This window comes from Bradyrhizobium sp. Ghvi (assembly GCF_900115265.1).
Taxonomy (GTDB): Bacteria; Pseudomonadota; Alphaproteobacteria; order Rhizobiales; family Xanthobacteraceae; genus Bradyrhizobium.
In genome coordinates, this window is record NZ_FOVU01000002.1 from 121,313 (window position 1) to 144,192 (window position 22,880).

Consider the following 22,880-nt stretch of genomic DNA (forward strand, 5'->3'; position numbering starts at 1 on the left):
CTTCTGCTAGGCTACGGTGCGGGCTGGATTCCCCCCGCAACCGAAGCCGGCACGCAATGACCTCTCCTTTCGTCCCGCAGATCGCCCTCTATCGCAACTGGCTCGCCGAGCAGCGGGGTCTCACATTCTCGAACTACGAGGAGATGCGGCAATGGTCGGTGCGCGATCTCGATGCGTTCTGGCGCAGCATCTGGGACTATTACGATCTGCAATCGCCGACGCCGTTTGCGGCCGTCATCGCCGAGCGCAAGATGCCCGGCGCAGTCTGGTTTCCCGGCGCGCAGGTCAACTACGCGCGGCAGGTGTTCCGGCATGTGGACGCCGCGCACGCCGCCGGCCTGCCCGCGATCGTCAGCAGCGGCGAAGACGGCCGGCTTGTCGAGACGAGTTGGCCGGAGCTGCGGCGCAAAGCCGCCGCGCTCGCGCTGCACCTGAAGGACTGGGGTATCCAGCCGGGCGACCGCGTCGCGGCCTATCTGCCCAACATCCCCGAAACCATCGTCGCGTTTCTCGCTAGCGCCAGCATCGGTGCGGTCTGGAGCGTCTGCGCGCCCGACATGGCGGCGCCCGCTGTGATCGACCGCTTCAAGCAGATCGAGCCAAAGGTGCTGATTGCCTGCGACGCCGTCACCTATGCCGGACGCCGCCATGATCGCAATGAGGTGGTCGCCGAGCTGCGACGATCGCTGCCATCAGTCGAGCATGTCATCCTGCACAGCGAAGCCGCCGCACCCGAAGCCCCGGACGCGCTGCTCTCCGACATCACCGCAAGGACGGGCGCCGCGATCGACGCATTCGAGCCAATGTGGCTGCCATTCGATCATCCGCTCTGGATCGTCTATTCCAGCGGCACCACGGGCCTGCCGAAACCGATCGTGCACGGCCACGGCGGCATCATCATCGTCGTGCTGGCGCTGCTCGGCCTGCACAACGACCTCGGCTGCTCCTATCACGAGAATTCGTTCGGCGAGCGCTATCACTGGTACTCTTCGACCGGCTGGATCATGTGGAATAGCCAGGTCGGCGGACTGCTCAGCGGTACCACTTGCTGCATTTTCGACGGCAGCCCCGGCGGCACCAAGGACAAGCCGGACTGGTCCACGTTGTGGCGCTTCGTGGCGCAGTCCAAAGCGACCTTCTTCGGCGCGGGCGCGGCGTTCTTCGCGAGCTGCGCCAAGGCCGAGATCGATCTTGCCGCCGCCGGCGACCTCTCGCGGCTGCGCTGCCTCGGCTCGACCGGCTCGCCGCTCAGCGCCGACACGCAAGCCTGGTTCAACGCGCGCTTCGCTGCACTGTCGAAAACAAACGGCAACACGGCGCAGGCGGACATCTGGTGGGCGAACATCTCCGGCGGCACCGATTTCGCCGGCGCCTTCATCGGAGGTAACAGGGAATTGCCGCAGACACCGGGCGCGATGCAGTGCCGTCTCCTGGGAGCTGCGGTCGAAGCTTTCAGCGAGCAAGGCCGTGCCGTGATCGGCGAGGTCGGCGAACTCGTCTGCACCGAACCGATGCCGTCAATGCCGCTCTACTTCTGGAACGACAAGGACGGTGCGCGCTATCGGGCCAGCTATTTCGAGACCTATCCTGACAATTTCGACGGGAGCGGCCGCGGGCCGGTGTGGCGGCACGGCGACTGGCTCAAGGTCAACCCGGACGGCTCCTGCGTCATCTATGGCCGCAGCGACGCGACGATCAACCGGCACGGGCTGCGCATGGGCACGAGCGAGCTCTATTCCGCCATCGAGGCGCTGCCCGAGGTGCTCGACAGCCTCGTCGTCGACCTCGAATATCTCGGCCGCGACAGCTACATGCCGCTATTCGTGGTGTTGCGCGACGGCGTTGCTTTCGACGATGCGATGCGGGCCAAGATCAACAAGGCGATCGAGGCCGGTCTCTCCCGTAGATTCCTGCCGAACGAGATCTTCGCCGTAGCCGAGATCCCGCGCACGCTATCGGGCAAGAAACAGGAACTGCCGATAAAGAAGCTCCTGCTCGGCCAACCCGTCGAGAAGGTCATCAACAAGGAGGCGATGGCCAATCCGGCCTGCCTCGACTGGTATCTGGCCTTCGCACGCGACTATCTGGCCCGGAACAAGGCCTGATGGGAGATCGGCCCAATTGCGCCGATCACGTTTGGAGTCCGTTCACCGATCGTCGCTAGATCAGACAGGATTCTTCCGCAACGAACGGCAGCAATGGCCGACCTCAACGCCGTCCTCACCAGGCTCAACGACCGCCTGCTCCGCCTTGAAGGCGAGCTGTTCGTGCTGCGCTCGCTGGCGCGCGCGACGCTGACGGCGGGTGACGATCACGCCGCGCGGATGCGCAAGCTGGTCGAGGCCGCCAAGGTGGCGCTCGACGACGAGGCGCAACGTGAGCTCGACAAGCCGACGCGCAAATATGTCGATGCAGCAACGGCGCTGGTGGAGGAGTTGCTGGTCGAGCCGACTCCGGCGCGGCCGCTCTTCACCGTGATCGATGGCGGCCGACGCGACTGAGCGCGTCAGATCCCACGGACCGTATCGGTATCAGAGGATTCGGCCTTCAGCCGGCGGAGACCTTCCTCGATGATCGCGATCTCCTCGTCGATCTTGCTGATCGGCAGGCTGAAATCGTAGCTGCCCGACCTGCTCTTCAAATCGACGGCGAGCCGCTGCCTGTGCATCATCAGCTCGTCGAGGCCACGACGGTTCTTCAGCCGCACATAGGCGTCCACGATCTGCGCAATTGCATTCGACATGAAATCGGTCCCGGCAAAAATGCCCGCGCGGCGCACCCACGCCGGCGGGACATTTTTGGTGTCGCGGTACGCAATACAAATCCGCGACGGATTCGTCGATACGACGGCGAAGTTGAGAACGCGTTACCGTTTGATGATTTCGCGATGGCAAGAACAAAAAAGCCGCCGCCGATCAGGCCAGCGGGCAAAGCCGGGTTCGAAAACAGGTCCGGAATGAAATTAGGCCGGCCACGTTCATTCCTCCCGTACCCTTCGCATTGTTGATAACCGGCGCAAATGCGGCGCGGGTGGTGACACGACAGCCTGACGTGTTATCGGAGGGATGACGCAGCTGCGAGACGGATCGGACACCCATGCGCATTACCCTCGTCGGCTCCCGCCATTTCGGCGTGATGACCCTGAACATGCTCCGCGAGCACGGCGTTGGCATCGTGCGGGTCGTGGTGGCTGACGCCGATGACCGCTTGGCTGCAGCCGCGAAAGCCGCCGGCATCGAGGTGGTGGTGCAGGCCAACCCCAAGCTGGTGGTGGCCTCCGAGATCGCTCCCGACACCGATCTGATCATCACCGCCCACAGCCATGCGCGGATCGGCAAGGACGCGCTGGCGGCAGCGAAGCTCGGCGGCATCGGCTATCACCCCTCGCTGCTGCCGCGCCACCGCGGCAAGGCCGCTGTGGAGTGGACCATCAAGGAAAGCGATCCGATCGCCGGCGGCACGATCTATCACCTCGCCGACCGTATGGACGCCGGCGCCATCGCCGCCCAGGACTGGTGCTTCGTGAAGAAGGGCGAGACCGCGCGCGAGCTCTGGGAGCGCGCGCTGGCGCCGCTCGGCCTCAAGCTGCTGGCCGACGTGATCGATTATGCCAAGGTGCACAAAGCTCTCCCGGCCAAGCCCCAGGACGAGCAGTTCGCGACCTCCGCGCCGAGCCTGTCCTAACCGGCCTCTTCCGAGTGGCTCCCGACGTTAACGATTAACGCGAGGGGCTTTGATTTCGCTTCCAAAATGGGGAGCCGGAAATGCAAATAAACCATTGTTTCCACAGGAACAATTTTCGACTTTGCATTGCACCAAATTTCCGTCACATTTCGCCCGAATAAGTGTCAGCATATCAGACAGATTCAAGGACGGAATTCATGCGTTTTGCTCGCATCGCGGCGTTCTGTGCCGCTTCAGTTTTTGCCGGTACCCTCGCTGCTCCCGCGATAGCTCAGACCCCCTATGACGGCAATTGGCAGGTCACGATCGTGACCAAGACCGGCTCCTGCGAGCCGACCGCAAGCTCCATGCTGACGGTTGCCGACGGCAAGATCACCGCGCCCGGCGCTAACGTTTCCGGCACCATCGGCAGCGGGGGTCTTGTGAAAGTTTCGATCAATGGTGCATATGCTAACGGTCAACTCAGCGGCAACGCCGGATCGGGGAAGTGGAATGGAGCATCTGCAGGCATACCATGCAGCGGGCGGTGGGAAGCATCGCGCCAATAAATCAACCGAGGCTCGCGCCTGGAACCGGCGGCTGCTGATCGCGGCCGCCGTTTTGTTTACGGCAGGACTCGCCGCCTCCGAAAGCAAGGCCCAGTCGGGCCCGTTCGCCCCGATGGCGGGCAGCTGGAGCGGTGGCGGCACCGTCAGCCTCGAGGACGGATCGACGGAACGCATCCGTTGCCGAGCCAAATACGCTCCCATCGGGCCGACCATGGAAATGACGCTGACTTGCGCCAGCGACGCCTACAAGTTCATCCTTTCCGCCAACGTTCAGTCGGCGGGTAATGCGATTACCGGGAGCTGGTCCGAGTCCAGCCGCAACATCTCCGGCTCGCTCGAGGGCCGCGGCGCTGGCGGGAACTTTGAAGTGGTCGTTTCTGCCGCCGGCTTCAACGCCAACATCGCGCTGAGGACGAGCGGCAACAAGCAGACCGTCACGATGCGCGCGGACAGCCAGTTCCGCGGCGCCAACATCTCAATGACGCGCTGAAAGAGCCGCGCTCGAGACATCAACCCGGCGACCTCGCCGGGTTGTTTTTTGCGCCAGGCGCGAATGCCGTGACCTTGACCTCAACCTTGGCCCCTGAGGTCGACGAGGCTTCCAATCGCCGATAGAGAGTAGTGTCGACAGCGGGAAGTTGCGCCCGACCGTCTCCTGTCAGACCGCTGTGCATCGCTGCATCCGCAGATTTGGCCGTTGCAAAGGCCGGCGATGTCGCCGATACCGGCCTCCCCTCAGATTCGATCTCCCATCCCGCACCGATGAGCGCAACACCGTCCAAAACCATGGCCGCCCTGTGGATGGCCGGATGGCTGTCCCTGATGCTGGTCATGGCGGTCGCGGGGCGCGAGACCACGCGCGACTTGAGCGTCTTTCAAATCATGGAGGTGCGCTCGCTGATCGGCTTCACGTTGCTGTTGCCGATCATCTATCGGGCCGGCGGCTTCAAGGCGGTCAAAACCAAACGCCTGCCCCAGCATATCGCCCGCAACGGAGTGCATTATTTCGCGCAGCTCGGCTGGTTCTATGCGTTGACGCTGATCGGTATCGGCCAGGTCGTCGCGATCGAGTTCACGATGCCGATCTGGACCGCGCTGCTCGCCGCAACGTTCCTGTCCGAGCGCATGACCAGCTGGAAGATCGCCGCCGTCGTGCTCGGCATTGTCGGCGTCGTCATGATCGTGCGGCCCGCTACCGGCGAGATCAATCCGGGCCAGTTGATCGCGCTCGGGGCCGCGATCGGCTTCAGCATCTCCATGGCTTTGGCGAAGTCGTTGACGCGCACCGAGAGCGCATTGTCGATCCTGTTCTGGATGATCGTGGTGCAGATGGTCATGGGCCTGCTGCCGACGCTCCATGTCTGGACCTGGCCCTCAGCCACGCTCTGGGGCTGGCTCTTCGTGATCGGGGTCTGCGGCACTTTTTCGCACTATTGCCTCGCCAGCGCGCTGCGGTACGCGGATGCAACCATCGTGGTCCCCATGGACTTCCTGCGAGTTCCCCTCACCGCGACCGCCGGCTGGCTGCTCTATTCCGAGCGGCTCGACGCCTGGACCGTGCTGGGCGCGGCCCTGATCCTGTTTGGCAATCTCCTGAATCTAAAGCCCGTCGCGCCGGTTCCCGCCCGCGCGCAGTGAACCCGGACGCGGCCTCGCGCGACACAACAAAGTAGTCGAGCGTGATTTGGATCACGTTGGAGCAGGCATTCCACGTGCGCGTTCGGCCACACAGCAATGGGTTGAACCAAACGCCGTGTCGTTTGGGTGGCGTAAAGTCGGGCAGTTCGTGTAGCTTCGCCGCCAATTTGTTGCTGCCTGCAATTCGATTCTGGGGATTTCAGATGCGCTCTCTCACCATCATCGTTTCGCTGATGTGCCTGGCGCTGTCGGTCAGCGTCGCGAAAGCCGACCGCCGCGTAGCTTTCGTCGTCGGCAACGGCGCCTACAAGAACGTCGCGCAATTGCCGAACCCGCCGATTGACGCCAAGGCGATGGCATCGACGCTGCGCAACGTCGGCTTCGAGGTGATCGAAGGATCCAACCTCACGCGCGACCAGATGACGGAGAAGCTGCTGGATTTCGGCCGCAAGGCGCAGGGCTCCGACATCGCGGTGTTCTATTATGCCGGCCATGGCATCGCCGTCGGCGGCACCAACTATCTCCTGCCCGTCGATGCCGACATCAAGTCGGAGATGGACGTCAAGCTCGGGGCCGCCATCAACATCGACCTGACGCTCGACCAGACCATGGGCGATGCCAAGGTCAAGCTGGTGTTTCTCGACGCCTGCCGCGACAATCCCTTCGCCGCCAAGATCAAGTCGAACTCGGCGACCCGCAGCGTCAACGTGGGTAGCGGTCTCGCCGAGATGAAGTCCGGCGAAGGCACGCTGATTGCCTTCGCCACCGGCCCAGGCCAGACTGCGCTCGACGGCCAGGAGGGTAACAACAGCCCGTTCACCCGCGCGCTGATCGATAACATCACCAAGCCCGGCGTCGAGATCCAGCAGGCGATGACCTCTGTGCGTGCCCAGGTCAATGAAGAGACCCACAAGGGCCAACTGCCCTGGGGGCACACCAACCTGATCGGCGCAGTCTACCTCAACCAGGGGCCGGCGACCCAGGTGGCCAACGCCACACCCACGGCAACCGCCGCGCCAGCCGCAGCGACCGGCGGCTCCGAGACTGAAGTCGAGTTCTGGCGCTCGGTGAAAGAATCCAACAAGGCCGAAGAGCTGAACGCCTACCTCTCCGCCTATCCCAACGGCCAGTTCAAGCCGCTGGCGCTGGCACGGCTCGCCGCGATCCAGAACGGTCCCTCGACCACGACCCGTAACCTCAATGCCGGCGTCGATCCGGCCACCTTCACCGAGGACGCCAGCCAGCTCACCGAGGACCAGATCGGCCTGGACAAGGGTCAGCGCCGCGACGTGCAGCGCCGCCTCAACGGGCTCGGCTTCGATACCAAGGTGACTGGCGTGTTCAACGACGAGACCCGCTCAGTGCTGAAGCGCTGGCAGGCTGCCCGCGGCTATCCGTCCACGGGCTTCCTCAACAAGCTGCAGCACAAGGCGCTGCTCTCCGAGATCGTGGCGTCCACCACGACCGCGAGCGAGGACAGCCCGAAGCCGGCACGGCGCGCCGCGCCGGCCCCGACCCAGAGCGCGCCGGTTCAACACCGCAACAGCGCAGGTGATGCCGCCGGCGCGGCCTTCGTGGGCGGCGTGGTCGGCGGCATGATGGGCGGCATGTTCCGCCACTGAGCCGAGACCAGATCGCAAAACACAAAAGCCCGGCTCGCGCCGGGCTTTTTCGTTGCTACGACGAAGTAGGTTACTTCCCTGCCGCCTTGCGCAGCGCCTCATTGATGCGGTCCTGCCAGCCAGGACCGCCCTCCTGGAAGAACTCGAGCACGTCCTGATCGATGCGCAGCGTGACCTGCTCCTTGATCCCAGGCACCGCGTTTGACTTCGGCGGCGCCGCGGCGACCTTGGCGGTCACCTTCTTGAACGCTGCCTCGGCCTCGGTCCTCGCGTCGCCAAGCGTCCGCGGCCGCCTCGGTTGATCCGCCATATGCTAGATCCCTTCAAACAGAGCGGTCGAAAGATATCGCTCGGAGAAGGACGGCACGATCGCCAGGATGGTTTTTCCTGCAGCTTCCGGCCGCTTGCCGATCTGGAGCGCGGCCGCGATCGCAGCGCCTGAGGAGATGCCACCCGGAATGCCCTCATGCCGAGCCAGCGCCCGCGACGTGTCGATCGCCGTGGTCGAATTGATCTTGACGATCTCGTCGATCACGGAGCGATCGAGAATGTCAGGCACGAAGCCCGCGCCAATGCCCTGGATCTTGTGCGGCGTGTGCTGGCCGCCTGACAACACCGGGCTTTCCTCCGGCTCGACCGCGACCACCCGCAAGGATGCCTTGCGCGGCTTCAGGACCTGACCGACACCCGTGATGGTGCCGCCGGTACCGACACCGGCGACGAAGAAGTCGATATTGCCCGATGTGTCATTCCATATCTCTTCCGCCGTGGTGCGGCGATGCACCTCGGGATTGGCGAGGTTCTTGAACTGCTGCGGCATCACCGAGTTCGGTGTCGTCTTCAGAAGCTCTTCGGCGGCTGCGATTGCGCCTTTCATCCCCTGCGCGGCCGGCGTCAGCACCAGTTCGGCGCCGAGGAAGGCGAGCATCTTGCGCCGCTCGATCGACATGGATTCCGGCATCACCAGCTTCAACCGGTAACCGCGTGACGCTGCGACGAAAGCGAGCGCAATGCCGGTATTGCCTGATGTCGGCTCGATCAGCACGGTATCGGGCTTGATGATGCCCGCCTTCTCCATGGCGATGATCATGGCCGCGCCGATGCGGTCCTTCACGCTCGCGGCCGGATTGAAATATTCAAGCTTGGCCAGAATGGTCGCGTCGACGCCGTGCATGCCCGGCAGCCGGCGCAAGCGTACGATCGGCGTGTCGCCAAAAGCCTCGACGATCGAAGAGTAGACCCGGCCGCGGCCGGGCTGGTGCGCTGCACCCGTGGTGGACGATGCGTCCATGATGAACTCCCTTTGGCAACAATTTGCGCTTCCAGCGGAGCGCTTGCGCAGTTACGGACAGCTTGTGACGACACGCAAGCGACAATGCGGCACATGTTAAATACGCTGCATCGCAAAATCGCGTGTGCAATAATTATCAGAAAACCAACGCATTTGTGTTGCGACCTCGTCAACTGATTCTGCTTATGTTAGACTTAGGTCTCGAGCCAGGGAGGTCACCACGATGTCAGCAGTTGCTGAAGTGTTGTCGACCGTCGCGCCAAGACGCGATCCGCGTTGCAGCGAGTTGCCCACCTGTCCCGTCTGCGCCGACTCCATGGTCGCCGCCGAAGCTTCCGCCTACATCTCAGACCACGTGATCAGCTATCTCTGGACCTGCGACAACTGCGGCTATGGCTTTGTCACCAAGCATGCCGTCAAGCAGCGGCTCGTCTGCAATTAGCGTTGCTTGTTTGAGCATGGTCTTGACGGAAAACCGCTTCACACTTTTCCGGATCATGCTCTATCGCGGGGCGATGTCGCCCCTCGCCCAGCCCTCGCGCGTACGCTGATAGAAATCGTCGAACGTTCCGTGTGCGATCGCGTCCCTGATGCCCTGCATCAGCGACTGGTAGTAGGCGATATTGATTTCGGACAGCAGCATGGCCCCGAGGGTCTCGCCGGCCTTGACGAGATGGTGCAGATAGGCGCGCGCGCAACTACGGGCCGACGGCCATGAACTTTCCTCGTCAAGCGGGCGCGGATCGTCGGCGTGACGCGCATTGCGCAGGTTCACCTGGCCAAAGCGCGTGAAGGCAACGCCGTGGCGGCCATTGCGCGTCGGCATCACGCAATCGAACATGTCGACACCGCGCTTCACCGCCTCGAGAATGTCGTCGGGCGTGCCGACGCCCATGAGGTAACGTGGCCGATCCGTCGGCAGCGCCGGCGCGGTCTCGTCGATCATCGCCAACATCACCGTCTGCGGCTCGCCGACGGCCAGGCCGCCGATCGCATAGCCGTGGAAGCCGATCTCGACCAGGCCTTGCGCGCTGGCATGGCGCAGCGGCGGGACGTCGCCGCCCTGCACGATGCCGAACAGCATGTAGCCGTCAGGCGCGCTCTCGAAAGCGCGCTTGCTTCGCTCGGCCCAGCGCAGCGACAGGCGCATCGCGCGGTCGATATCGTCGCGCTCCGCCGGCAGCCGCACGCATTCGTCCATCTGCATCGCAATGTCGGAACCCAGCAGGCGCTGGACCTCGATCGAGCGTTCCGGGGACAGCTCGATCTTGGCGCCATCGATATGCGAGCGGAAGGTGACGGCGTGCTCGCTGATCTTGCGCAGGTCCGACAGCGACATGACCTGGAAGCCGCCGGAATCCGTCAGCATCGGCCCGTTCCAGCCGGTGAAGCGCTGCAGGCCGCCGAGGGCGTTGATGCGCTCCGCGCCGGGGCGCAACATCAGGTGATAGGTGTTACCGAGCACGATGTCGGCGCCCGCCTCGCGGACCTCGCGCCAGTGCATGCCCTTCATGGCGCCGGCAGTGCCAACCGGCATGAAGGCGGGTGTCCGCACCACGCCATGCGGCGTGGTCAGGCGGCCGGTGCGCGCGGCACCATCGGTGGCGAGCAGCTCGAAATGATTGGGAAGATTCATGGCGTGCTTATTGCGTGTCGGGCGGGGCCAATCAACCCGCACCATGCCCCAGACTGGGACAGCGTTGACATGGACGTGATCGGCTCCGCGACTTGATAAACAAAACGATACAGTATAGTTTAATAGCCGGGGCTGGACGAGATGCCGCGGCAGATTGCCGGCGGCCGTAGATGCGTGATCGTCAGCCAGCGACCGATGCCCCTCCCCACAAGTTCGACCGAAATGTCGGCCCTCCCTGATGGCCGGACAAGGCGGACAGTCGCCTGCCCGATCAGGTGGCTGATGCTGGCGTGCAGCCTGGCGCTCGCCGCCTGCACCTCACTCCCCCGCACGCCCTATACGGCAGCTGACGCAGGCAGTTCGCGCGTGCTGGATATCGACGGACTGCGGCGCTACGCCGACGAACCCGTCACCAGGTTTGGCTTCGAACAGGACAAGGCGACCGGGAGCAGAACGTACCTGGCGCTGTCAGGGGGCGGCGCCGATGGCGCCTATGGCGTCGGCGTGCTGAACGGCTGGACTGTGGCGCATAATCGCCCGACCTTCTCCGTCGTTTCGGGTGTCAGCACCGGCGGCCTGATCGCGCCCTTTGCATTCCTTGGACCACAATATGACGACACGCTGCGGGAGCTCTACACCAGCGGCATTGCCGAAAGCTTGCTGAACGATCCCAGCATCATGCGCGTGCTGTTCGGCTCCGGCCTGTTCGGCAATACGCGGTTGCGCGAGCTCGTCGCCCGTTATGTCGGACCCGAGATCATGGCGCAGGTCGCCCGTGAGAATGCCAGGGGCCGGCGGTTATTGGTCGTCACCACGGATCTCGATACCCAGCGCACCGCGATCTGGGACATGGGCAAGATCGCCGCGGTCGGCACGCCTGAAGCGCTCAAGCTGTTTCGCGACGTGATGGCGGCCTCCGCCAGCATTCCCCTGGTGTTTCCGCCGATCCTGATCGAGGCCGAAGGCGGGGGGCGCAGGTTTCAGGAGATGCATGTCGATGGCGGCGTGACGGCCCCGGTGCTGACCTTGCCCGAAGCTCTGCTGCTTCAGGGGCGCCTGCCCGGCAACGCGAAGATGGACATCTACATCCTCGTCAACAAGAAGATCGAACGCAATTTCGAGCTCGTCGCCAACAGCACGATCGACGTCGCCTCACGCAGCCTCTCCTCGATCACGCAGTCGCAAACACGCTCGATCATCTTCTCGACCTATGATTTCGCCCAGCGTAACCATCTCGGATTCCATCTCTCGTATATCGAACGCGATTATCCAGCGCCTCCTTCCGAGGGATTCGACACCGCCTATATGCGGGCGCTCTACCAATACGGATACGAGAAAGCGGCCGCCGGCCAAGCCTGGACCTCGCGGATGCCCTGAGATCCGCGCTCAGGAACGGACGGTGGTGCAAGTCCGTTGACGATACGGCCAATTCGGCCAGATTCGCGATGACGCCCCGCTTGCTGCGCGTTATACAGCAATGAACACTGGCACCGTCGCGCAAGAATCATTGGGCACATTGGGCATGGGATTGGCTGCGACCAAGGCAAGAACGGCAGCACCTCGGCGCGAGGTATCGAAATCGCGCGGCGGCCGGCCGACGAAGTCAGCTGCGATCGAGCGCGATCAGCGGCTGATCGAGGTCGCCACCCGCCTGTTTCTCGACCGCGGATTTGATGCGACCTCGCTTGACGCGGTGGCGGAAGCGGCGCGCGTCAGCAAGCCTACGGTCTATTCCCGATACGGCGACAAGCGCGGGCTGTTCACGGCCGTGCTGAGGCGCGAGATCGCGCGCTGGCTCGCGCCACTGTCGGCCGCAGCCGAGACGCAGCTCGGCAGCTCATCCGACATTTCGGTCGAGCAGCGACTGGTTGAGATCGGGCGCGAAATGCTCAATTTCACCTGCGGGCCCGACGCTATGGCTTTCAGCCGGATGATGACGTCGCAGGCCATCAACTTTCCGGACATCGCGAAGCTCGGCAAGGAAGAAGGCTGGCTGAAGGCCGTCGCGACCACCGCGCGCTTCTTCGACCATCTGGCGGCGCAAGGCGCGCTCGACGTCGACGACACCACGATCGCAGCAGAAGTGTTCCTCGATGTCGTCGTCGGACACACTCACCGCATGGCGACATTCGGCACGCCGATGGAACTGAAAGCCGCCGAGAAGCGGATGCGCGCGGCGATCAAGCTGTTCCTGGCCGGCGCGATCGGACCTGCCGACCGCGTCCAAATCATCCCCAAATCCGCTCCCCGGCGCCGCCCCTCCCGCTGACATTTCCGTGAGACCCGTGATTTGTCCCGTGGGGACGACGGCCGCTGCGTTGACCGAAATAAAACGATACGGTATGGTTTTGTTTATAGAGCGGTGCGGGCCACTTTTTTCACCAGCCCCAAAAGAGGACCGGACCGCTTAGATCGCCGCGACGGGTACAGTCCGTCACGACGCTCCGCGGCCGGCCGGTGCCCAAGGTCGGCCGCGAATTCTTTACGAACATCCGGCAGACTGACTGGTCGAGGTTCGGACCATGAGATCGACAAAACGACGGGTGGCAGGCTTGCTGGCGATTGCCCTGTCGGGGCTGCTCGCCGCCGCGCCGGCCCGCGCCATCGTCTCGGCGGGCTCAACGCCCACCGCGCTCCACGATGAGACAGATGGGGACGCCACGGCGGACCGCCAGGCCGTCAGCCGCGAGATCGAGCGCTTCCGCAGCTCCTCGATCTCGATCAGCCAGGCCATGGCCATTGCTGAGGCCCGTCATGCCGGCGCGACGACCGCGGATGTCAGCTTCGACGGCGGCTCGGGCGTACCGGTGTACCGGGTCAAGACCCTGCACAACGACCGGATCTGGCGCAACGTCATCAACGCGGCGACTGGCGAAGTCATGGGCGGCGAAGCCGCCCTGCCCCTGGCCGAGCTCGATCTTGAGGATCGCAGCAATCTCGCGGCGCTCGGCACCATAAAGCACCGCCTCGCCGATGCCGTGCGCGTCGCCGAGAAGGCGGCATCCGGCAAGGCCATCAGCGGCGGGCTGGTGCGCGATCGCGGCCGGCTCAATTTCGCGATTGTCGTCATCAGTGGCGACGATCTCAAGGAGGTCATTCTCGAGCCGCCGGGCGTGCGGGGGAAATAGCGCCGGCCCCTCCGAAAGCCATTGACGATCGCAGGACTCTCCCGCATAAGTCGCCGCCATGTTCACGACCACCAAACGCATGACCAAAACCACCACGGCCCCAGGGGCCCGGGGAGGCGTGCGCGCGTAGTCGTCGACTTAAACGCATCAGCTCTACCGAAGCCCCGCCCTCGATGGTCCGGGGCTTTTTTGTTGCCTAAATCCCAGCTCAACCGAAATGCAATGGAGGACAAAGTGAGTAACGATCCCGTCGTCGCGATTGTCGGCGTCACCGGTGCAGTGGGCGCCGAATTCATCGCCACCATGGACAAGCGCGGCTTTCGCGTCAGCAAGCTGAAGGCGCTCGCCAGCGCCCGCTCGGCGGGCAAGACGGTGTCGTTCCGCGGCCAGAACATTGTCATCGAGGAGTTGACCGAGCGTTCGTTCGACGGCGTCGACATCGCTCTGTTCTCCGCGGGCAGCGGCATCTCCAAGAAGTTCGCGCCACTTGCGGTCAAGGCCGGGGCCGTCGTCGTCGACAACTCCTCCGCGTTCCGCATGGACCCGAATGTGCCGCTCGTGATCCCCGAGGTGAACGGCAATCGCATCCGCGACCACAAGGGCATCATCGCCAATCCGAACTGCGCCGCGATCACCGCGCTGGTGCCGCTGTGGCCGATCCACCAGAAGAACCGCATCAAGCGCGTCATCATCTCGACCTACCAGGCGGCATCCGGCGCCGGCGCTGCTGCGATGGACGAGCTTGTCGAATCCACCCGCGCCAATCTCAACGGGCAGGTCTATACGCCCAAGGTGATGCCGCACCCCTACGCCTTCAATCTCTTCAGCCATAACACGGCTGTTGATCCCGAGACCGGCTACAACGACGAAGAGACCAAGGTCATCAAGGAAACCGGCAAGATCTTCGAGGACGAGAAGATCGCGATCGGCGTCACCTGCGTGCGCGTGCCGGTGCTACGCGCCCATTGCGAGGCCATCACCTTCGAATGCGAGAAGCCGATCACCGAGGATCAGGTCCGCGCCATCATGGCGCAGGCGCCCGGCGTGAAGGTGGTCGACGATCGCGTCAAGAACCACTTCCCGATGCCGATCGACGCCTCGGGTCAGGACGACGTTCTTGTCGGCCGCATCCGCAAGGACCTCAGCGATCCCTCTGGCCATTCGATCTCGATGTTCGTGGCGGCCGATCAGCTGCTCAAGGGCGCGGCTCTCAACGCTGTGCAGATCGCGGAGCTGTTGCCGCAGCGGGTGATGGCGTAGCGGAAAGTGCGTAGGGTGGATTAGCCGAAGGCGTAATCCACCTCCCTGTCCACTGGGATGGAGAAGTGGTGGGTTACGCCTTGCGGCTACCCACCCTACGCTTCTGCCCGAAACAACAAGCACGCATCGCCATACGAATAGAACCGGTACCCGTTCGCAATCGCGTGCTCATACGCCTGCTTCATCGTGTCGAGGCGCGCAAACGCCGACACCAGCATGAACAATGTCGACTTCGGCAAGTGGAAGTTCGTCATCAAAACGTCGACCGCACGAAAGCGATAACCCGGCGTGATGAAGATCGACGTCTCCGCCGCGAAGGACTGGATCCTGCCGTCTTCCGTCGCTGCGCTCTCCAGCAACCGCAACGACGTGGTGCCGACCGCAACAATACGACCACCGTTCTTTCGTGCGGCATTCAATGCGTCCGCCGTCTCGGCAGAGATTGTGCCCCACTCGGCATGCATCTTGTGAGCATCGGTGTCATCGACCTTGACCGGCAGGAAGGTCCCTGCCCCGACATGCAGCGTGACTCTGACGATGCCGACGCCGCGCGCTTCCAGCGCCTGCTCGAGCGCAGGCGTGAAATGCAGACCCGCGGTGGGCGCCGCGACAGCGCCTTCGTTCGTCGCGAACATGGTCTGGTAGTCGGCGAGATCCTGATCGTCGGCCGTACGCTTGGAGGCGATGTAGGGCGGCAGCGGCGGGCTGCCGAGATCGGCGATCGCCTGATCGAGCGCAGGACCGTGGAACGAGAATGACAGTGTCACCTCGCCTTCACCGCCCTTGGCCTCGACCTCGGCATCGAGATGGCCGAGCAGGCAGACCTTGCCCTCATTGCCGAAGCGGATGCGGTCGCCGGCGACGAGCTTCTTTGCAGGCTTCACCAGGGCCTGCCAGCGCGAGCCGTCGAGCCGCTTGATCAGCGTCGCCTCGATCTTCGGCTCGGTCTCGCGGCCAATGCGGCGTCCTCTAAGCTGCGCCGCGATCACCTTGGTGTCGTTGACGACAAGCTGGTCGCCGGCCTTCAGCCATTGCGGCAAATCGGCGATCGTCTGGTCGCGGAGCGCGCCATCCTCGACGACCAGCATCTTGGCGGAATCGCGCGGGTTCGCCGGGCGCAACGCGATGCGCTCGGGCGGCAGGTCGAAATCGAAGAGGTCGGTGCGCATGCCTCACTACCACCGTCATTCCGGGGCGAGGCGCAGCATCGAACCCGGAATCTCGAGATTCCGGATTCGCGCTACGCGCGCTCGGGAATGACCGCTAAGCGGTCACTCCTTGTCGGCCGCCATCCGCGCCTTGACGATCTTGTCGGGGTTCTGCACCGGCTCGCCGCGCTTGATCTTGTCGACGTTCTCCATGCCCTCGGTGACCTTGCCCCATACCGTGTACTGGTTGTCGAGGAAGCGGGCGTCGTCGAAGCAGATGAAGAACTGGCTGTCGCCGGAATCGGGGCTCGCGGCGCGGGCCATCGAAGCGGTGCCGCGCACGTGCGGCTCCTTGTTGAACTCGGCCTTCAGCTTTTTGCCCGAGCCGCCGGTGCCAGTGCCGTGCGGGCAACCGGTCTGCGCCATGAAGCCGTCGATCACGCGATGGAACACGATACCGTCGTAGAAGCCCTCGCGGACCAGCTCCTTGATGCGCGCGACGTGGCCGGGCGCGAGGTCCGGACGCATCTCGATGGTAACGGGGCCCTGCGTGGTCTCGAGGATCAATGTGTTTTCGGTGACGCTCATGCTCGTCTCTCTTGCGTTGGGGGTGAAGTCTTCCGATTACGGAACTGGATCGCGAATGGACGTCCCGCGGCGGCGCCGGCCATTGCATCGGTAAATGGCATCGGCGTGCAGCGTTGCAACGCCTCCATGACCGCGATCCGGTATTGCAGCCGGTCATTGTCGGAGGCCTCCGCGGATTCATAGGTAATCCTCGGATGGCCCAGAATGTTTCCGGACCGGTTAAAGCTCACGACGACGGTGATGTCGAGTGGGCGAGCCTTGCTGGATGGCGGGGGCTTCCAGCAGGCCCTTAAATGCTGGAAGAGGTCCTGGATCGTGTTGACTGGTGCGTCCTCTGCGGCCGCACTGTTAACGCCAAGCAGCAGCACCGCTGCAGCGAACAGGAGCCTGTCGCCGCGGCGCGCCATCGTCTCGCTACTTGATGTCCGAAGCGACCTGCACCTTCACCATCTTGTCGGGATCGGTGACGGTGCCGCTCGGCGAGCCGGCTGGTGCCTTCTTCAGCTTATCAACCACGTCCATGCCCTGCACGACCTCACCGACCACAGTGTACTGGCCGTCGAGGCTGCCGCCGTCGGCGAACATGATGAAGAACTGCGAGTTGGCGGTATCGACGCTGTCGCCGCGACGAGCCATGCCGACAACGCCGCGCGCGAAGTGAACCTTCGAAAACTCCTGCTTCAGATTCGGATATTTCGAGCCGCCGGTGCCGTTACCGTTCTGGCCGTCGCCGGTTTGGGCCATGAAGCCGTCCATCACGCGGTGGAACGGCACGTTGTTGTAGAACCCTTCGCGCGCGAGCTGCTTCAGGCGCTCGGCATGCTGCGGCGCCAGGTCGGTCCTGAGCTTGATGACGATGCGGCCCTTGGTGGTGTCGATGACGAGTGCATTGGCCTTGTCGAGATTGGTCGGCAGCTGCTGCGCCATCGCCGCCGGGACCGCGCCCAAGGGGACGGCCACGAGTGCGACGAACATCGTGGCAAGAATTGCGAAACGACGGTTCATGAAAACTCCGGATCAGATGAGGTGAAGACGCGCGCCGTTTCAGGCGAATTTGGCCTTGAGCAGGGATGCAACGAGCGGCGGCACGAAGGACGAAACATCGCCGCCCATGCCTGCGATCTGACGCACCAGTGTGGCGGCGATCGGGCGGACCATCGGGGACGCCGGCAGAAAGACCGTGTGCACCTCCGGCGCCATCGCCTCGTTCATGCCGGCGAGCCGCATTTCGTAGTCGAGGTCGGTGCCGTCACGAAGGCCGCGAATCATGATGGTCGCGCCGTGTTTGCGGGCGGCCGTCACCGAGAGGTCGTCGAAGGTGGTGGCCTCCAGCGCGCAGCCGGCCTGGGCCGCAATCGGCCCGCAGACGTCGTGGAGCATTTTCAACCGCTCCTCGGCAGAGAACAGCGGCTTCTTGCCGGGGTGGACCCCGATGGCGACAACCAGCCGGTCGCAGAGCGGAACGGCATGCCGGATCACGTCCAGATGGCCGTTGGTGATGGGGTCGAAGGAACCCGGGTAAAAGGCGATGCGCGGCATGGCCTTCCTCCTACCCCGCCCGGCCCGGCCGGGCAAGCCGGGCCGGTTCCAGGGCAGTTTCCTGCCGGCTTTCCGCCAAACCGCGTCCGATCAGGCCGATTTGTTTCGTCCCCGTGCCGGCCACGAAACAAAACGGCATGCCAACGAAACCATTTCCGGCGTCGGTGAAGACATCCGGAAACTGGTCATGGTTATCCAATCCGCCCAACGAATGACGGGCCGCAAACTGGGCGTAGCGGCCGCATCACAGGGGACTGTCAATGATCAAGGCTCTTTCAGCGATCGCTGTCGCCGCGTGCGTTGCTGCTACCCTCACCCTCCTGCCGGGTTTTGCTCCCACCGTCGAAGCCAGCGTGCCGCAGCCGCTTGCCAAAGGCGACCGGCTCGACATCAAGTCCATTGGCAGGGACTGCTCGCAGCAGGCCTGGCCGAACTTCGAGGCATCTTGCCTGCGTCGTGCCGGCACTAAGGCCAACGTCCGCGAGGCTCGCCTGGTGACCGCCAATCGCACTCCGTAAGCGGTCTGTCAGCTTCGCGTCAGGTAGCCGACTATAAACCCCATGGATATTTGCGGCGTCTCGTCGCAGAGTATGGAATTGCTCGCGCCCGTCGGAATGGACCGACGGGCGCGATCCCATTGAGGGGTTGCCTTTGTCCAGTACGCCTGCAGTTGCTTCCGGCCATCATCATCCCGATCCACTACCGCTTGCCATGACCATGGGCGCCCTCGGGGTGGTCTACGGCGATATCGGCACCAGCCCGCTCTACGCCTTGAAGGAAGCCGCCAAGGCGGCCGCTCACGGCGGCACCGTAACGCCCGAGGCTGTCCTGGGCGTTGCTTCGCTGATTCTCTGGGCCCTGCTGCTGATCATCTCACTGAAATACGCGCTGCTGATCCTGCGCGCGGACAACCGCGGCGAAGGCGGTATCGTCGCGCTGCTGGCACTGCTGCATGCCCGCCACGCCCAGCCGGGCACCTGGCGCGCGCATCTGCTTGTGGTCGGCCTCATCGGCGCCGCCCTGCTCTACGGAGACGGAGCGATCACGCCGGCGATCTCGGTGCTGTCAGCCATCGAAGGCCTCAAGGTCGACGCGCCCTCGCTCTCGCCCGTGGTGGTGCCCATCACCATCGCCATCCTGGTCGGCCTGTTCATGATGCAGAAGCAGGGCACCGGCTTCATCGGCCGCATCTTCGGACCTGTGATGCTGGCCTGGTTCGTCGTGCTGGCTGCGCTCGGCATCCACGGCATCATCAAGGCTCCGGCGGTGCTGGCCGCGCTCAGCCCGCTCTATGCTTTCGACTTCCTGATTCATCAGGATTTCCACGTCTCCTTCGCGATCCTCGGCGCCGCCTTCCTCGCGGTGACCGGTGGCGAGGCGATGTATGCCGACATGGGCCATTTCGGCCGCCTGCCGATCCGGCTCGCCTGGTTTGCGATCTGCCTGCCCGCACTGGTGCTGAATTATTTCGGCCAGGCCGCGCTGCTCATCACCGATCCCACGATGATCGAGAACCCCTTCTTCCAGCTCTGCCCCGACGCCCTGCACTATCTGCTGGTCGCGTTCTCGGCCGTGGCGACCGTGATCGCCTCGCAGGCGATCATCTCCGGCGTGTTCTCTCTGACCCAGCAATCGATCCAGCTCGGCTTCCTGCCGCGCATGCAGATCCGCCACACCACCAGCGATGCGATCGGCCAGATCTACGTGCCGCTGGTGAACTGGCTCCTCGCAGCCGCAACGCTAGGGGCGGTCCTGAGCTTCGGCTCCTCCGACGCTCTCGCCGGCGCCTATGGCATTGCGGTGTCACTGCTGATGGCGATCACCACGCTCCTGGCCGCGCTGGTCGCGATCCAGTGGGGCTTTTCGCCCTGGCTGGTGGTGGCCGTGAACGGCTTCTTCTTCGTGATCGATCTGATCTTCTTCGCGGCGAACTCGATCAAGCTGTTCGAGGGCGGCTGGTTTCCGCTGCTGCTCGCCGGCCTCGTCGCCTTCCTGATGCTGACCTGGCGTGCCGGCGTGAAGCTGGTCGAAGCTGCGCGCGCCAAGTTGCGCCAGCCCGAGGAGGACCTGATCGAGACCGCCGTCAACAAGTGTCGCGCCAGGCTGCCCGGGGCCGCCGCGTTCCTGGCGTCTGCGCCACGGGGCGTGCCGCTCGCGTTGACCCAGTTCGTCAAGCACAACCACGTGCTGCACGAGCGCGTGCTGCTGGTGACGGTGCTGATCGAGGAGTCCCCTCACATCCCGGACGAGGAGCGCGCCGAGGTGATCGAGATCATCCCCGGCATCACCCGCGTCATCCTGCACTACGGCTTCATGCAGAACCCCACGATCTACGAGGGATTGGGGCTCGTCTGCCGCCAGGGCAAGCTGCCCGGCATCGAGCTCGCCGACGTCACCTATTATGTCGGCCGCGAGACCATCATCCCGCGCGAGGACATTCCGGGCATGTGGGTCTGGCGCGAAGGCCTGTTCGCCTTCCTCCAGCGCAACGCCGAACGCTCCGCCGCATTCTTCGGCGTGCCGACCAAGCAGGTCGTGGAGTTCGGCACCGAGCTGGAGATTTAGGACGCAGACTCATGACCGCACAGCTTCGGCCCGATTGCTGCAAGTCGGGCGAAGGCGAGATCGTGGGCAGGCACTTTGTCGTAGCGCCTTCCGCGCTTTGCTGGGCCGATCGAATGTGGGTGGCCGGTCACGTGCTTATAGCTCCATGTGTATAATCTCGATAAGATCGCCGCCCAACCCGTGAGAGAAGTGGCCTCGGCCTACGGTCCGAAAGCCAAATTTCTTGTAAAATCCTTCGGCATTGAGCGTCGCTTCAAGCCTAATCGCTCCGGTGTGACCCGCCCGAGCTTCTGCGACGCCGATCTCCAGCAGGCGTCTACCTAGTCCGAAGCCGGCGACCTCCGGCAAAACGAACAGGCGGGTTACCTCGCCCGGCTCGCTATCGACAAAAGCGACGACGGCGCCACCACGCAGGCATACTGTCATTCGTCCGTTTTCGATCAGCTTCTCGTAAAATTCCGGCGTGCGGTCACCCATCCAATTCCGGATTTGGGCCGGAGAATAAGATGCGGCGGCAAGGCCGTTGATTGATGATTTAGTCAGCTCAAAGACCGCCTTTGCATCCTTCCGATCAGCGCGTCTGAACGAAAACTCGGACATATCCATATGCAGCTTTCTATGATGTTTTGAATGGCTGACCTGCCGAGTCCGTTTCATGAGCCGAGATCTCTGGGATCAAAGCAGAAGCGCCCGATTGACCCTGAGCAGACTTCGTCTAAAGGACGTTGCCGAGCGTGGGCCGGTTCTCAAAGCATCTCTTCCAGCAAGTCACTCACCACTTCGGGGCAGTCGATTTGTGGGTCGTGACCACAATTGTGAAGGACCATTGTTCGCCAGCCCTCGGTGTTTTTGCATCGTTCAAGTGCGGCGTCGTATGCCGGGCTCGCAAACTGCGGCGTGCGAACGAACAGCTTCTTCCCAACTCGTTCTACGGCTCCGGTCAATTTTAACCTATCCATCGTGACGGCTAGAGGATGCGGCGTCATCTTTTGGTCCACCCACGCAGCATCTTCAGCTTTTTGAATCCTCAGCAGCGTGCTGGTCGCGCCGGGTCTCCCTAGGTCACCCCGATCCATTGCAGCCGCGATCGCGGTCTGTTGAGGCTCCGGCAAAACGTCATAGGGTCGCTGGCCGTCTTCCGGCAGGAAAGCGTCGATGTAGACGATCCCGGCGAGACGCTCGCCGATGTGCTCCGTTGCTCCCGTGATGACCCAACCAGCATAGGAGTGTCCGACCAACACGGCGTCACGAATGTCTTCCCATTTGAAAAGATTCACAACATCGTCAACGTGAGTGTGAAGGGTGATGCCTCGATCCAATAGATGGGAACGTTCACCGACGCCTGTAAGGGTTGGCGTGAACACCTCATGCCCCTTGGCAGCGAGCAGTCGTCGAACACGCTTCCAGGACCAACCGCCATGTCCCGCGCCATGCACAAGAACGAAGGTTCGAGGAGTTGAAGGATTCATTGTTGATCTTCAGCGACTTGTCCACGCTGCAGCGGCTCGGGGTTCGCGCATTGCACGTTGATTACGACTCACATCGGGCCTTGGGGCACGTCCGCCGCAGCTAACGGTTCATAGTCGTGAATATTCGGAAGGTTGTAGTGCCACCATTCAGGGCCATAATGCGCCCAACCAGTCGCCGTCATGATACCGAGCAAAATTGCGCGATTGCGGATCGCATCGGCTGGCAAGCCTTCGAGGGCATGATGGCCGGACAGCGACGTCAGCGCGTCAAAAGCGGTCCCCATCTCAAGCTCTTTCCCCGATACCAAGTCGGAAAGCGTAAGATCGACGGCAATACCCCGAGGATGTGTGCCTCCGAGTCGCGGATCGCCGACGAAGGTCTTGTCCTCCAGCGCGTCCCAGAAAATCCATTGGGCTTCGAGTGGCCTGAAAGCGTCGTACACTGTAACGCCAAGACCGAGCGCCTTGGCTCGTTCGGCAGCGATCAAAAGCTGTCGGTGGGCTTCCGGCACGAGCAAGGCTACCGAACGTTTGTATATCGGCCGCCCAAGGATGTTATTGCTGCTCGCATATCTAATATCGAGGGTGATGTTCCCCTCTTCAGTCATACTGACAAGCATCGGATTTCGATCCTGAAGATTCTGTGCTAGCGGCGAGCTCAGGCGTCAGCTCGCCTGGAATTGATGCGCATGCACGCATCTTTTCCGACGCAACTCAACTATAGGATATGCATGAACGATAATGCAATCCAGAAGCTGGCAGCT

Annotated in this window: 27 protein-coding genes; 14 read left to right on the forward strand and 13 right to left on the reverse strand. The window is 63.2% G+C overall.

Annotation, left to right across the window (positions count from 1 at the left end; all coding sequences use genetic code 11):
• Positions 1 to 56 precede the first annotated feature (56 nt).
• Together BM374_RS07225 and BM374_RS07230 are read left to right on the forward strand one after the other, a co-directional pair.
• On the forward strand, positions 57 to 2,105 hold the full coding sequence (locus BM374_RS07225) for an acetoacetate--CoA ligase (protein WP_092290505.1): 2,049 nt from the start codon (positions 57 to 59) through the stop codon (positions 2,103 to 2,105).
• A gap of 93 nt (positions 2,106 to 2,198) precedes the next feature.
• A complete protein-coding gene (locus BM374_RS07230; protein ID WP_038932985.1) occupies positions 2,199 to 2,501 on the forward strand; it encodes a hypothetical protein in 303 nt (100 codons plus the stop codon).
• Positions 2,502 to 2,506: 5 nt separating this feature from the next.
• Here BM374_RS07230 and BM374_RS07235 read toward each other — a convergent pair whose 3' ends face one another.
• Positions 2,507 to 2,743 (reverse strand): hypothetical protein, encoded by a 237-nt coding sequence (locus tag BM374_RS07235; protein ID WP_092291820.1) that lies wholly within the window; start codon positions 2,741 to 2,743, stop codon positions 2,507 to 2,509.
• A gap of 353 nt (positions 2,744 to 3,096) precedes the next feature.
• Between BM374_RS07235 and BM374_RS07240 the strand changes: the two genes are divergently transcribed.
• From BM374_RS07240 to BM374_RS07260, 5 genes are all read left to right on the forward strand, one after another.
• On the forward strand, positions 3,097 to 3,684 hold the full coding sequence (locus BM374_RS07240; protein ID WP_092290507.1) for a formyltransferase family protein: 588 nt from the start codon (positions 3,097 to 3,099) through the stop codon (positions 3,682 to 3,684).
• A gap of 197 nt (positions 3,685 to 3,881) precedes the next feature.
• Positions 3,882 to 4,232 (forward strand): hypothetical protein, encoded by a 351-nt coding sequence (locus tag BM374_RS39310; RefSeq protein ID WP_092290509.1) that lies wholly within the window; start codon positions 3,882 to 3,884, stop codon positions 4,230 to 4,232.
• The gene (locus tag BM374_RS07250) at positions 4,177 to 4,722 is read left to right on the forward strand and encodes a hypothetical protein (protein ID WP_177248162.1); all 546 of its coding nucleotides are present in this window, start codon (positions 4,177 to 4,179) and stop codon (positions 4,720 to 4,722) included. The genes BM374_RS39310 and BM374_RS07250 overlap by 56 nt, the downstream gene beginning before the upstream one ends.
• A 272-nt stretch (positions 4,723 to 4,994) precedes the next feature.
• Complete coding sequence (locus tag BM374_RS07255) at positions 4,995 to 5,870, forward strand: DMT family transporter (protein WP_092291822.1); 876 nt, start codon at positions 4,995 to 4,997, stop codon at positions 5,868 to 5,870.
• Positions 5,871 to 6,073: 203 nt separating this feature from the next.
• Positions 6,074 to 7,492, forward strand: a complete 1,419-nt coding sequence (locus BM374_RS07260) for a caspase family protein (RefSeq protein WP_177248163.1) — start codon at positions 6,074 to 6,076, stop codon at positions 7,490 to 7,492.
• A gap of 70 nt (positions 7,493 to 7,562) precedes the next feature.
• Here BM374_RS07260 and BM374_RS07265 read toward each other — a convergent pair whose 3' ends face one another.
• Both BM374_RS07265 and cysK read right to left on the reverse strand, forming a co-directional pair.
• Positions 7,563 to 7,802, reverse strand: a complete 240-nt coding sequence (locus tag BM374_RS07265; RefSeq protein ID WP_092290515.1) for a BrnA antitoxin family protein — start codon at positions 7,800 to 7,802, stop codon at positions 7,563 to 7,565.
• 3 nt (positions 7,803 to 7,805) lie between these two features.
• On the reverse strand, positions 7,806 to 8,783 hold the full coding sequence (gene cysK, locus BM374_RS07270) for a cysteine synthase A (protein ID WP_092290517.1): 978 nt from the start codon (positions 8,781 to 8,783) through the stop codon (positions 7,806 to 7,808).
• A gap of 223 nt (positions 8,784 to 9,006) precedes the next feature.
• Between cysK and BM374_RS07275 the strand changes: the two genes are divergently transcribed.
• Positions 9,007 to 9,225, forward strand: a complete 219-nt coding sequence (locus BM374_RS07275) for a hypothetical protein (RefSeq protein WP_092290519.1) — start codon at positions 9,007 to 9,009, stop codon at positions 9,223 to 9,225.
• Positions 9,226 to 9,285: 60 nt separating this feature from the next.
• Here the strand turns inward: BM374_RS07275 and tgt are convergent, their stop codons facing one another.
• Complete coding sequence (gene tgt, locus BM374_RS07280) at positions 9,286 to 10,419, reverse strand: tRNA guanosine(34) transglycosylase Tgt (protein ID WP_092290521.1); 1,134 nt, start codon at positions 10,417 to 10,419, stop codon at positions 9,286 to 9,288.
• 282 nt (positions 10,420 to 10,701) lie between these two features.
• Between tgt and BM374_RS07285 the strand changes: the two genes are divergently transcribed.
• The 4 genes from BM374_RS07285 to BM374_RS07300 all read left to right on the forward strand — a co-directional run bounded on the left by BM374_RS07285 (position 10,702) and on the right by BM374_RS07300 (position 14,807).
• Positions 10,702 to 11,796: a patatin-like phospholipase family protein gene (locus BM374_RS07285; protein WP_244552540.1), complete on the forward strand. Its 1,095-nt coding sequence runs from the start codon at positions 10,702 to 10,704 to the stop codon at positions 11,794 to 11,796.
• 145 nt (positions 11,797 to 11,941) lie between these two features.
• Positions 11,942 to 12,688, forward strand: coding sequence for a TetR/AcrR family transcriptional regulator (locus BM374_RS07290; protein WP_092290524.1), 747 nt, complete (start codon positions 11,942 to 11,944; stop codon positions 12,686 to 12,688).
• Between the two features lie 253 nt (positions 12,689 to 12,941).
• On the forward strand, positions 12,942 to 13,547 hold the full coding sequence (locus BM374_RS07295; RefSeq protein WP_092290526.1) for a PepSY domain-containing protein: 606 nt from the start codon (positions 12,942 to 12,944) through the stop codon (positions 13,545 to 13,547).
• A 222-nt stretch (positions 13,548 to 13,769) separates the two neighbouring features.
• Positions 13,770 to 14,807: an aspartate-semialdehyde dehydrogenase gene (locus BM374_RS07300; RefSeq protein WP_092290528.1), complete on the forward strand. Its 1,038-nt coding sequence runs from the start codon at positions 13,770 to 13,772 to the stop codon at positions 14,805 to 14,807.
• A 95-nt stretch (positions 14,808 to 14,902) separates the two neighbouring features.
• On the opposite strand, the gene queA is transcribed toward BM374_RS07300, so the two are convergent.
• From queA to BM374_RS07330, 6 genes are all read right to left on the reverse strand, one after another.
• Positions 14,903 to 15,976, reverse strand: coding sequence for a tRNA preQ1(34) S-adenosylmethionine ribosyltransferase-isomerase QueA (gene queA / locus BM374_RS07305; RefSeq protein WP_092290530.1), 1,074 nt, complete (start codon positions 15,974 to 15,976; stop codon positions 14,903 to 14,905).
• 102 nt (positions 15,977 to 16,078) lie between these two features.
• A complete protein-coding gene (locus tag BM374_RS07310; RefSeq protein WP_092290532.1) occupies positions 16,079 to 16,543 on the reverse strand; it encodes a peptidylprolyl isomerase in 465 nt (154 codons plus the stop codon).
• On the reverse strand, positions 16,540 to 16,950 hold the full coding sequence (locus tag BM374_RS07315) for a UCP034077 family protein (protein ID WP_092290534.1): 411 nt from the start codon (positions 16,948 to 16,950) through the stop codon (positions 16,540 to 16,542). The genes BM374_RS07310 and BM374_RS07315 overlap by 4 nt, the downstream gene beginning before the upstream one ends.
• A 7-nt stretch (positions 16,951 to 16,957) precedes the next feature.
• The gene (locus BM374_RS07320; protein ID WP_092290536.1) at positions 16,958 to 17,548 is read right to left on the reverse strand and encodes a peptidylprolyl isomerase; all 591 of its coding nucleotides are present in this window, start codon (positions 17,546 to 17,548) and stop codon (positions 16,958 to 16,960) included.
• 39 nt (positions 17,549 to 17,587) lie between these two features.
• Entirely contained in the window at positions 17,588 to 18,082 is a 495-nt protein-coding gene (gene coaD / locus BM374_RS07325) for a pantetheine-phosphate adenylyltransferase (RefSeq protein ID WP_092290538.1), read from the reverse strand.
• A 10-nt stretch (positions 18,083 to 18,092) separates the two neighbouring features.
• A complete protein-coding gene (locus BM374_RS07330; protein WP_143270161.1) occupies positions 18,093 to 18,281 on the reverse strand; it encodes a hypothetical protein in 189 nt (62 codons plus the stop codon).
• A gap of 61 nt (positions 18,282 to 18,342) precedes the next feature.
• On the opposite strand from BM374_RS07330, the gene BM374_RS07335 reads away from it, so the two are divergent.
• Positions 18,343 to 18,600: a hypothetical protein gene (locus tag BM374_RS07335; protein WP_092290542.1), complete on the forward strand. Its 258-nt coding sequence runs from the start codon at positions 18,343 to 18,345 to the stop codon at positions 18,598 to 18,600.
• Between the two features lie 193 nt (positions 18,601 to 18,793).
• Positions 18,794 to 20,647 (forward strand): potassium transporter Kup, encoded by a 1,854-nt coding sequence (locus BM374_RS07340; protein ID WP_092290544.1) that lies wholly within the window; start codon positions 18,794 to 18,796, stop codon positions 20,645 to 20,647.
• Positions 20,648 to 20,782: 135 nt separating this feature from the next.
• On the opposite strand, the gene BM374_RS07345 is transcribed toward BM374_RS07340, so the two are convergent.
• From BM374_RS07345 to ddpX, 3 genes are all read right to left on the reverse strand, one after another.
• Entirely contained in the window at positions 20,783 to 21,253 is a 471-nt protein-coding gene (locus tag BM374_RS07345) for a GNAT family N-acetyltransferase (RefSeq protein ID WP_092290546.1), read from the reverse strand.
• Between the two features lie 140 nt (positions 21,254 to 21,393).
• Positions 21,394 to 22,116, reverse strand: a complete 723-nt coding sequence (locus BM374_RS07350; protein WP_092290548.1) for an alpha/beta fold hydrolase — start codon at positions 22,114 to 22,116, stop codon at positions 21,394 to 21,396.
• 68 nt (positions 22,117 to 22,184) lie between these two features.
• The gene (gene ddpX / locus BM374_RS07355) at positions 22,185 to 22,736 is read right to left on the reverse strand and encodes a D-alanyl-D-alanine dipeptidase (protein WP_092290550.1); all 552 of its coding nucleotides are present in this window, start codon (positions 22,734 to 22,736) and stop codon (positions 22,185 to 22,187) included.
• Between the last annotated feature and the right edge of the window lie 144 nt (positions 22,737 to 22,880).

What these genes read in the sequence shown, in the direction of transcription:
- BM374_RS07290 (WP_092290524.1), top strand. Translation starts at nt 11,942, where the DNA reads ATGGGATTGGCTGCGACCAAGGCAAGAACGGCAGCACCTCGGCGCGAG.
- cysK (WP_092290517.1), bottom strand. Translation starts at nt 8,783, where the DNA reads ATGGACGCATCGTCCACCACGGGTGCAGCGCACCAGCCCGGCCGCGGC.
- BM374_RS07275 (WP_092290519.1), top strand. Translation starts at nt 9,007, where the DNA reads ATGTCAGCAGTTGCTGAAGTGTTGTCGACCGTCGCGCCAAGACGCGAT.
- BM374_RS07315 (WP_092290534.1), bottom strand. Translation starts at nt 16,950, where the DNA reads ATGGCGCGCCGCGGCGACAGGCTCCTGTTCGCTGCAGCGGTGCTGCTG.
- BM374_RS07340 (WP_092290544.1), top strand. Translation starts at nt 18,794, where the DNA reads ATGACCATGGGCGCCCTCGGGGTGGTCTACGGCGATATCGGCACCAGC.
- BM374_RS07230 (WP_038932985.1), top strand. Translation starts at nt 2,199, where the DNA reads ATGGCCGACCTCAACGCCGTCCTCACCAGGCTCAACGACCGCCTGCTC.
- BM374_RS07345 (WP_092290546.1), bottom strand. Translation starts at nt 21,253, where the DNA reads ATGGATATGTCCGAGTTTTCGTTCAGACGCGCTGATCGGAAGGATGCA.
- BM374_RS07240 (WP_092290507.1), top strand. Translation starts at nt 3,097, where the DNA reads ATGCGCATTACCCTCGTCGGCTCCCGCCATTTCGGCGTGATGACCCTG.
- BM374_RS07310 (WP_092290532.1), bottom strand. Translation starts at nt 16,543, where the DNA reads ATGAGCGTCACCGAAAACACATTGATCCTCGAGACCACGCAGGGCCCC.
- BM374_RS07285 (WP_244552540.1), top strand. Translation starts at nt 10,702, where the DNA reads ATGCTGGCGTGCAGCCTGGCGCTCGCCGCCTGCACCTCACTCCCCCGC.
- BM374_RS07255 (WP_092291822.1), top strand. Translation starts at nt 4,995, where the DNA reads ATGAGCGCAACACCGTCCAAAACCATGGCCGCCCTGTGGATGGCCGGA.
- BM374_RS07295 (WP_092290526.1), top strand. Translation starts at nt 12,942, where the DNA reads ATGAGATCGACAAAACGACGGGTGGCAGGCTTGCTGGCGATTGCCCTG.
- queA (WP_092290530.1), bottom strand. Translation starts at nt 15,976, where the DNA reads ATGCGCACCGACCTCTTCGATTTCGACCTGCCGCCCGAGCGCATCGCG.
- coaD (WP_092290538.1), bottom strand. Translation starts at nt 18,082, where the DNA reads ATGCCGCGCATCGCCTTTTACCCGGGTTCCTTCGACCCCATCACCAAC.
- ddpX (WP_092290550.1), bottom strand. Translation starts at nt 22,736, where the DNA reads ATGCTTGTCAGTATGACTGAAGAGGGGAACATCACCCTCGATATTAGA.
- BM374_RS07250 (WP_177248162.1), top strand. Translation starts at nt 4,177, where the DNA reads ATGGAGCATCTGCAGGCATACCATGCAGCGGGCGGTGGGAAGCATCGC.
- BM374_RS07350 (WP_092290548.1), bottom strand. Translation starts at nt 22,116, where the DNA reads ATGAATCCTTCAACTCCTCGAACCTTCGTTCTTGTGCATGGCGCGGGA.
- BM374_RS07300 (WP_092290528.1), top strand. Translation starts at nt 13,770, where the DNA reads ATGGAGGACAAAGTGAGTAACGATCCCGTCGTCGCGATTGTCGGCGTC.
- BM374_RS07265 (WP_092290515.1), bottom strand. Translation starts at nt 7,802, where the DNA reads ATGGCGGATCAACCGAGGCGGCCGCGGACGCTTGGCGACGCGAGGACC.
- BM374_RS39310 (WP_092290509.1), top strand. Translation starts at nt 3,882, where the DNA reads ATGCGTTTTGCTCGCATCGCGGCGTTCTGTGCCGCTTCAGTTTTTGCC.
- BM374_RS07320 (WP_092290536.1), bottom strand. Translation starts at nt 17,548, where the DNA reads ATGAACCGTCGTTTCGCAATTCTTGCCACGATGTTCGTCGCACTCGTG.
- tgt (WP_092290521.1), bottom strand. Translation starts at nt 10,419, where the DNA reads ATGAATCTTCCCAATCATTTCGAGCTGCTCGCCACCGATGGTGCCGCG.
- BM374_RS07225 (WP_092290505.1), top strand. Translation starts at nt 57, where the DNA reads ATGACCTCTCCTTTCGTCCCGCAGATCGCCCTCTATCGCAACTGGCTC.
- BM374_RS07260 (WP_177248163.1), top strand. Translation starts at nt 6,074, where the DNA reads ATGCGCTCTCTCACCATCATCGTTTCGCTGATGTGCCTGGCGCTGTCG.
- BM374_RS07235 (WP_092291820.1), bottom strand. Translation starts at nt 2,743, where the DNA reads ATGTCGAATGCAATTGCGCAGATCGTGGACGCCTATGTGCGGCTGAAG.
- BM374_RS07335 (WP_092290542.1), top strand. Translation starts at nt 18,343, where the DNA reads ATGATCAAGGCTCTTTCAGCGATCGCTGTCGCCGCGTGCGTTGCTGCT.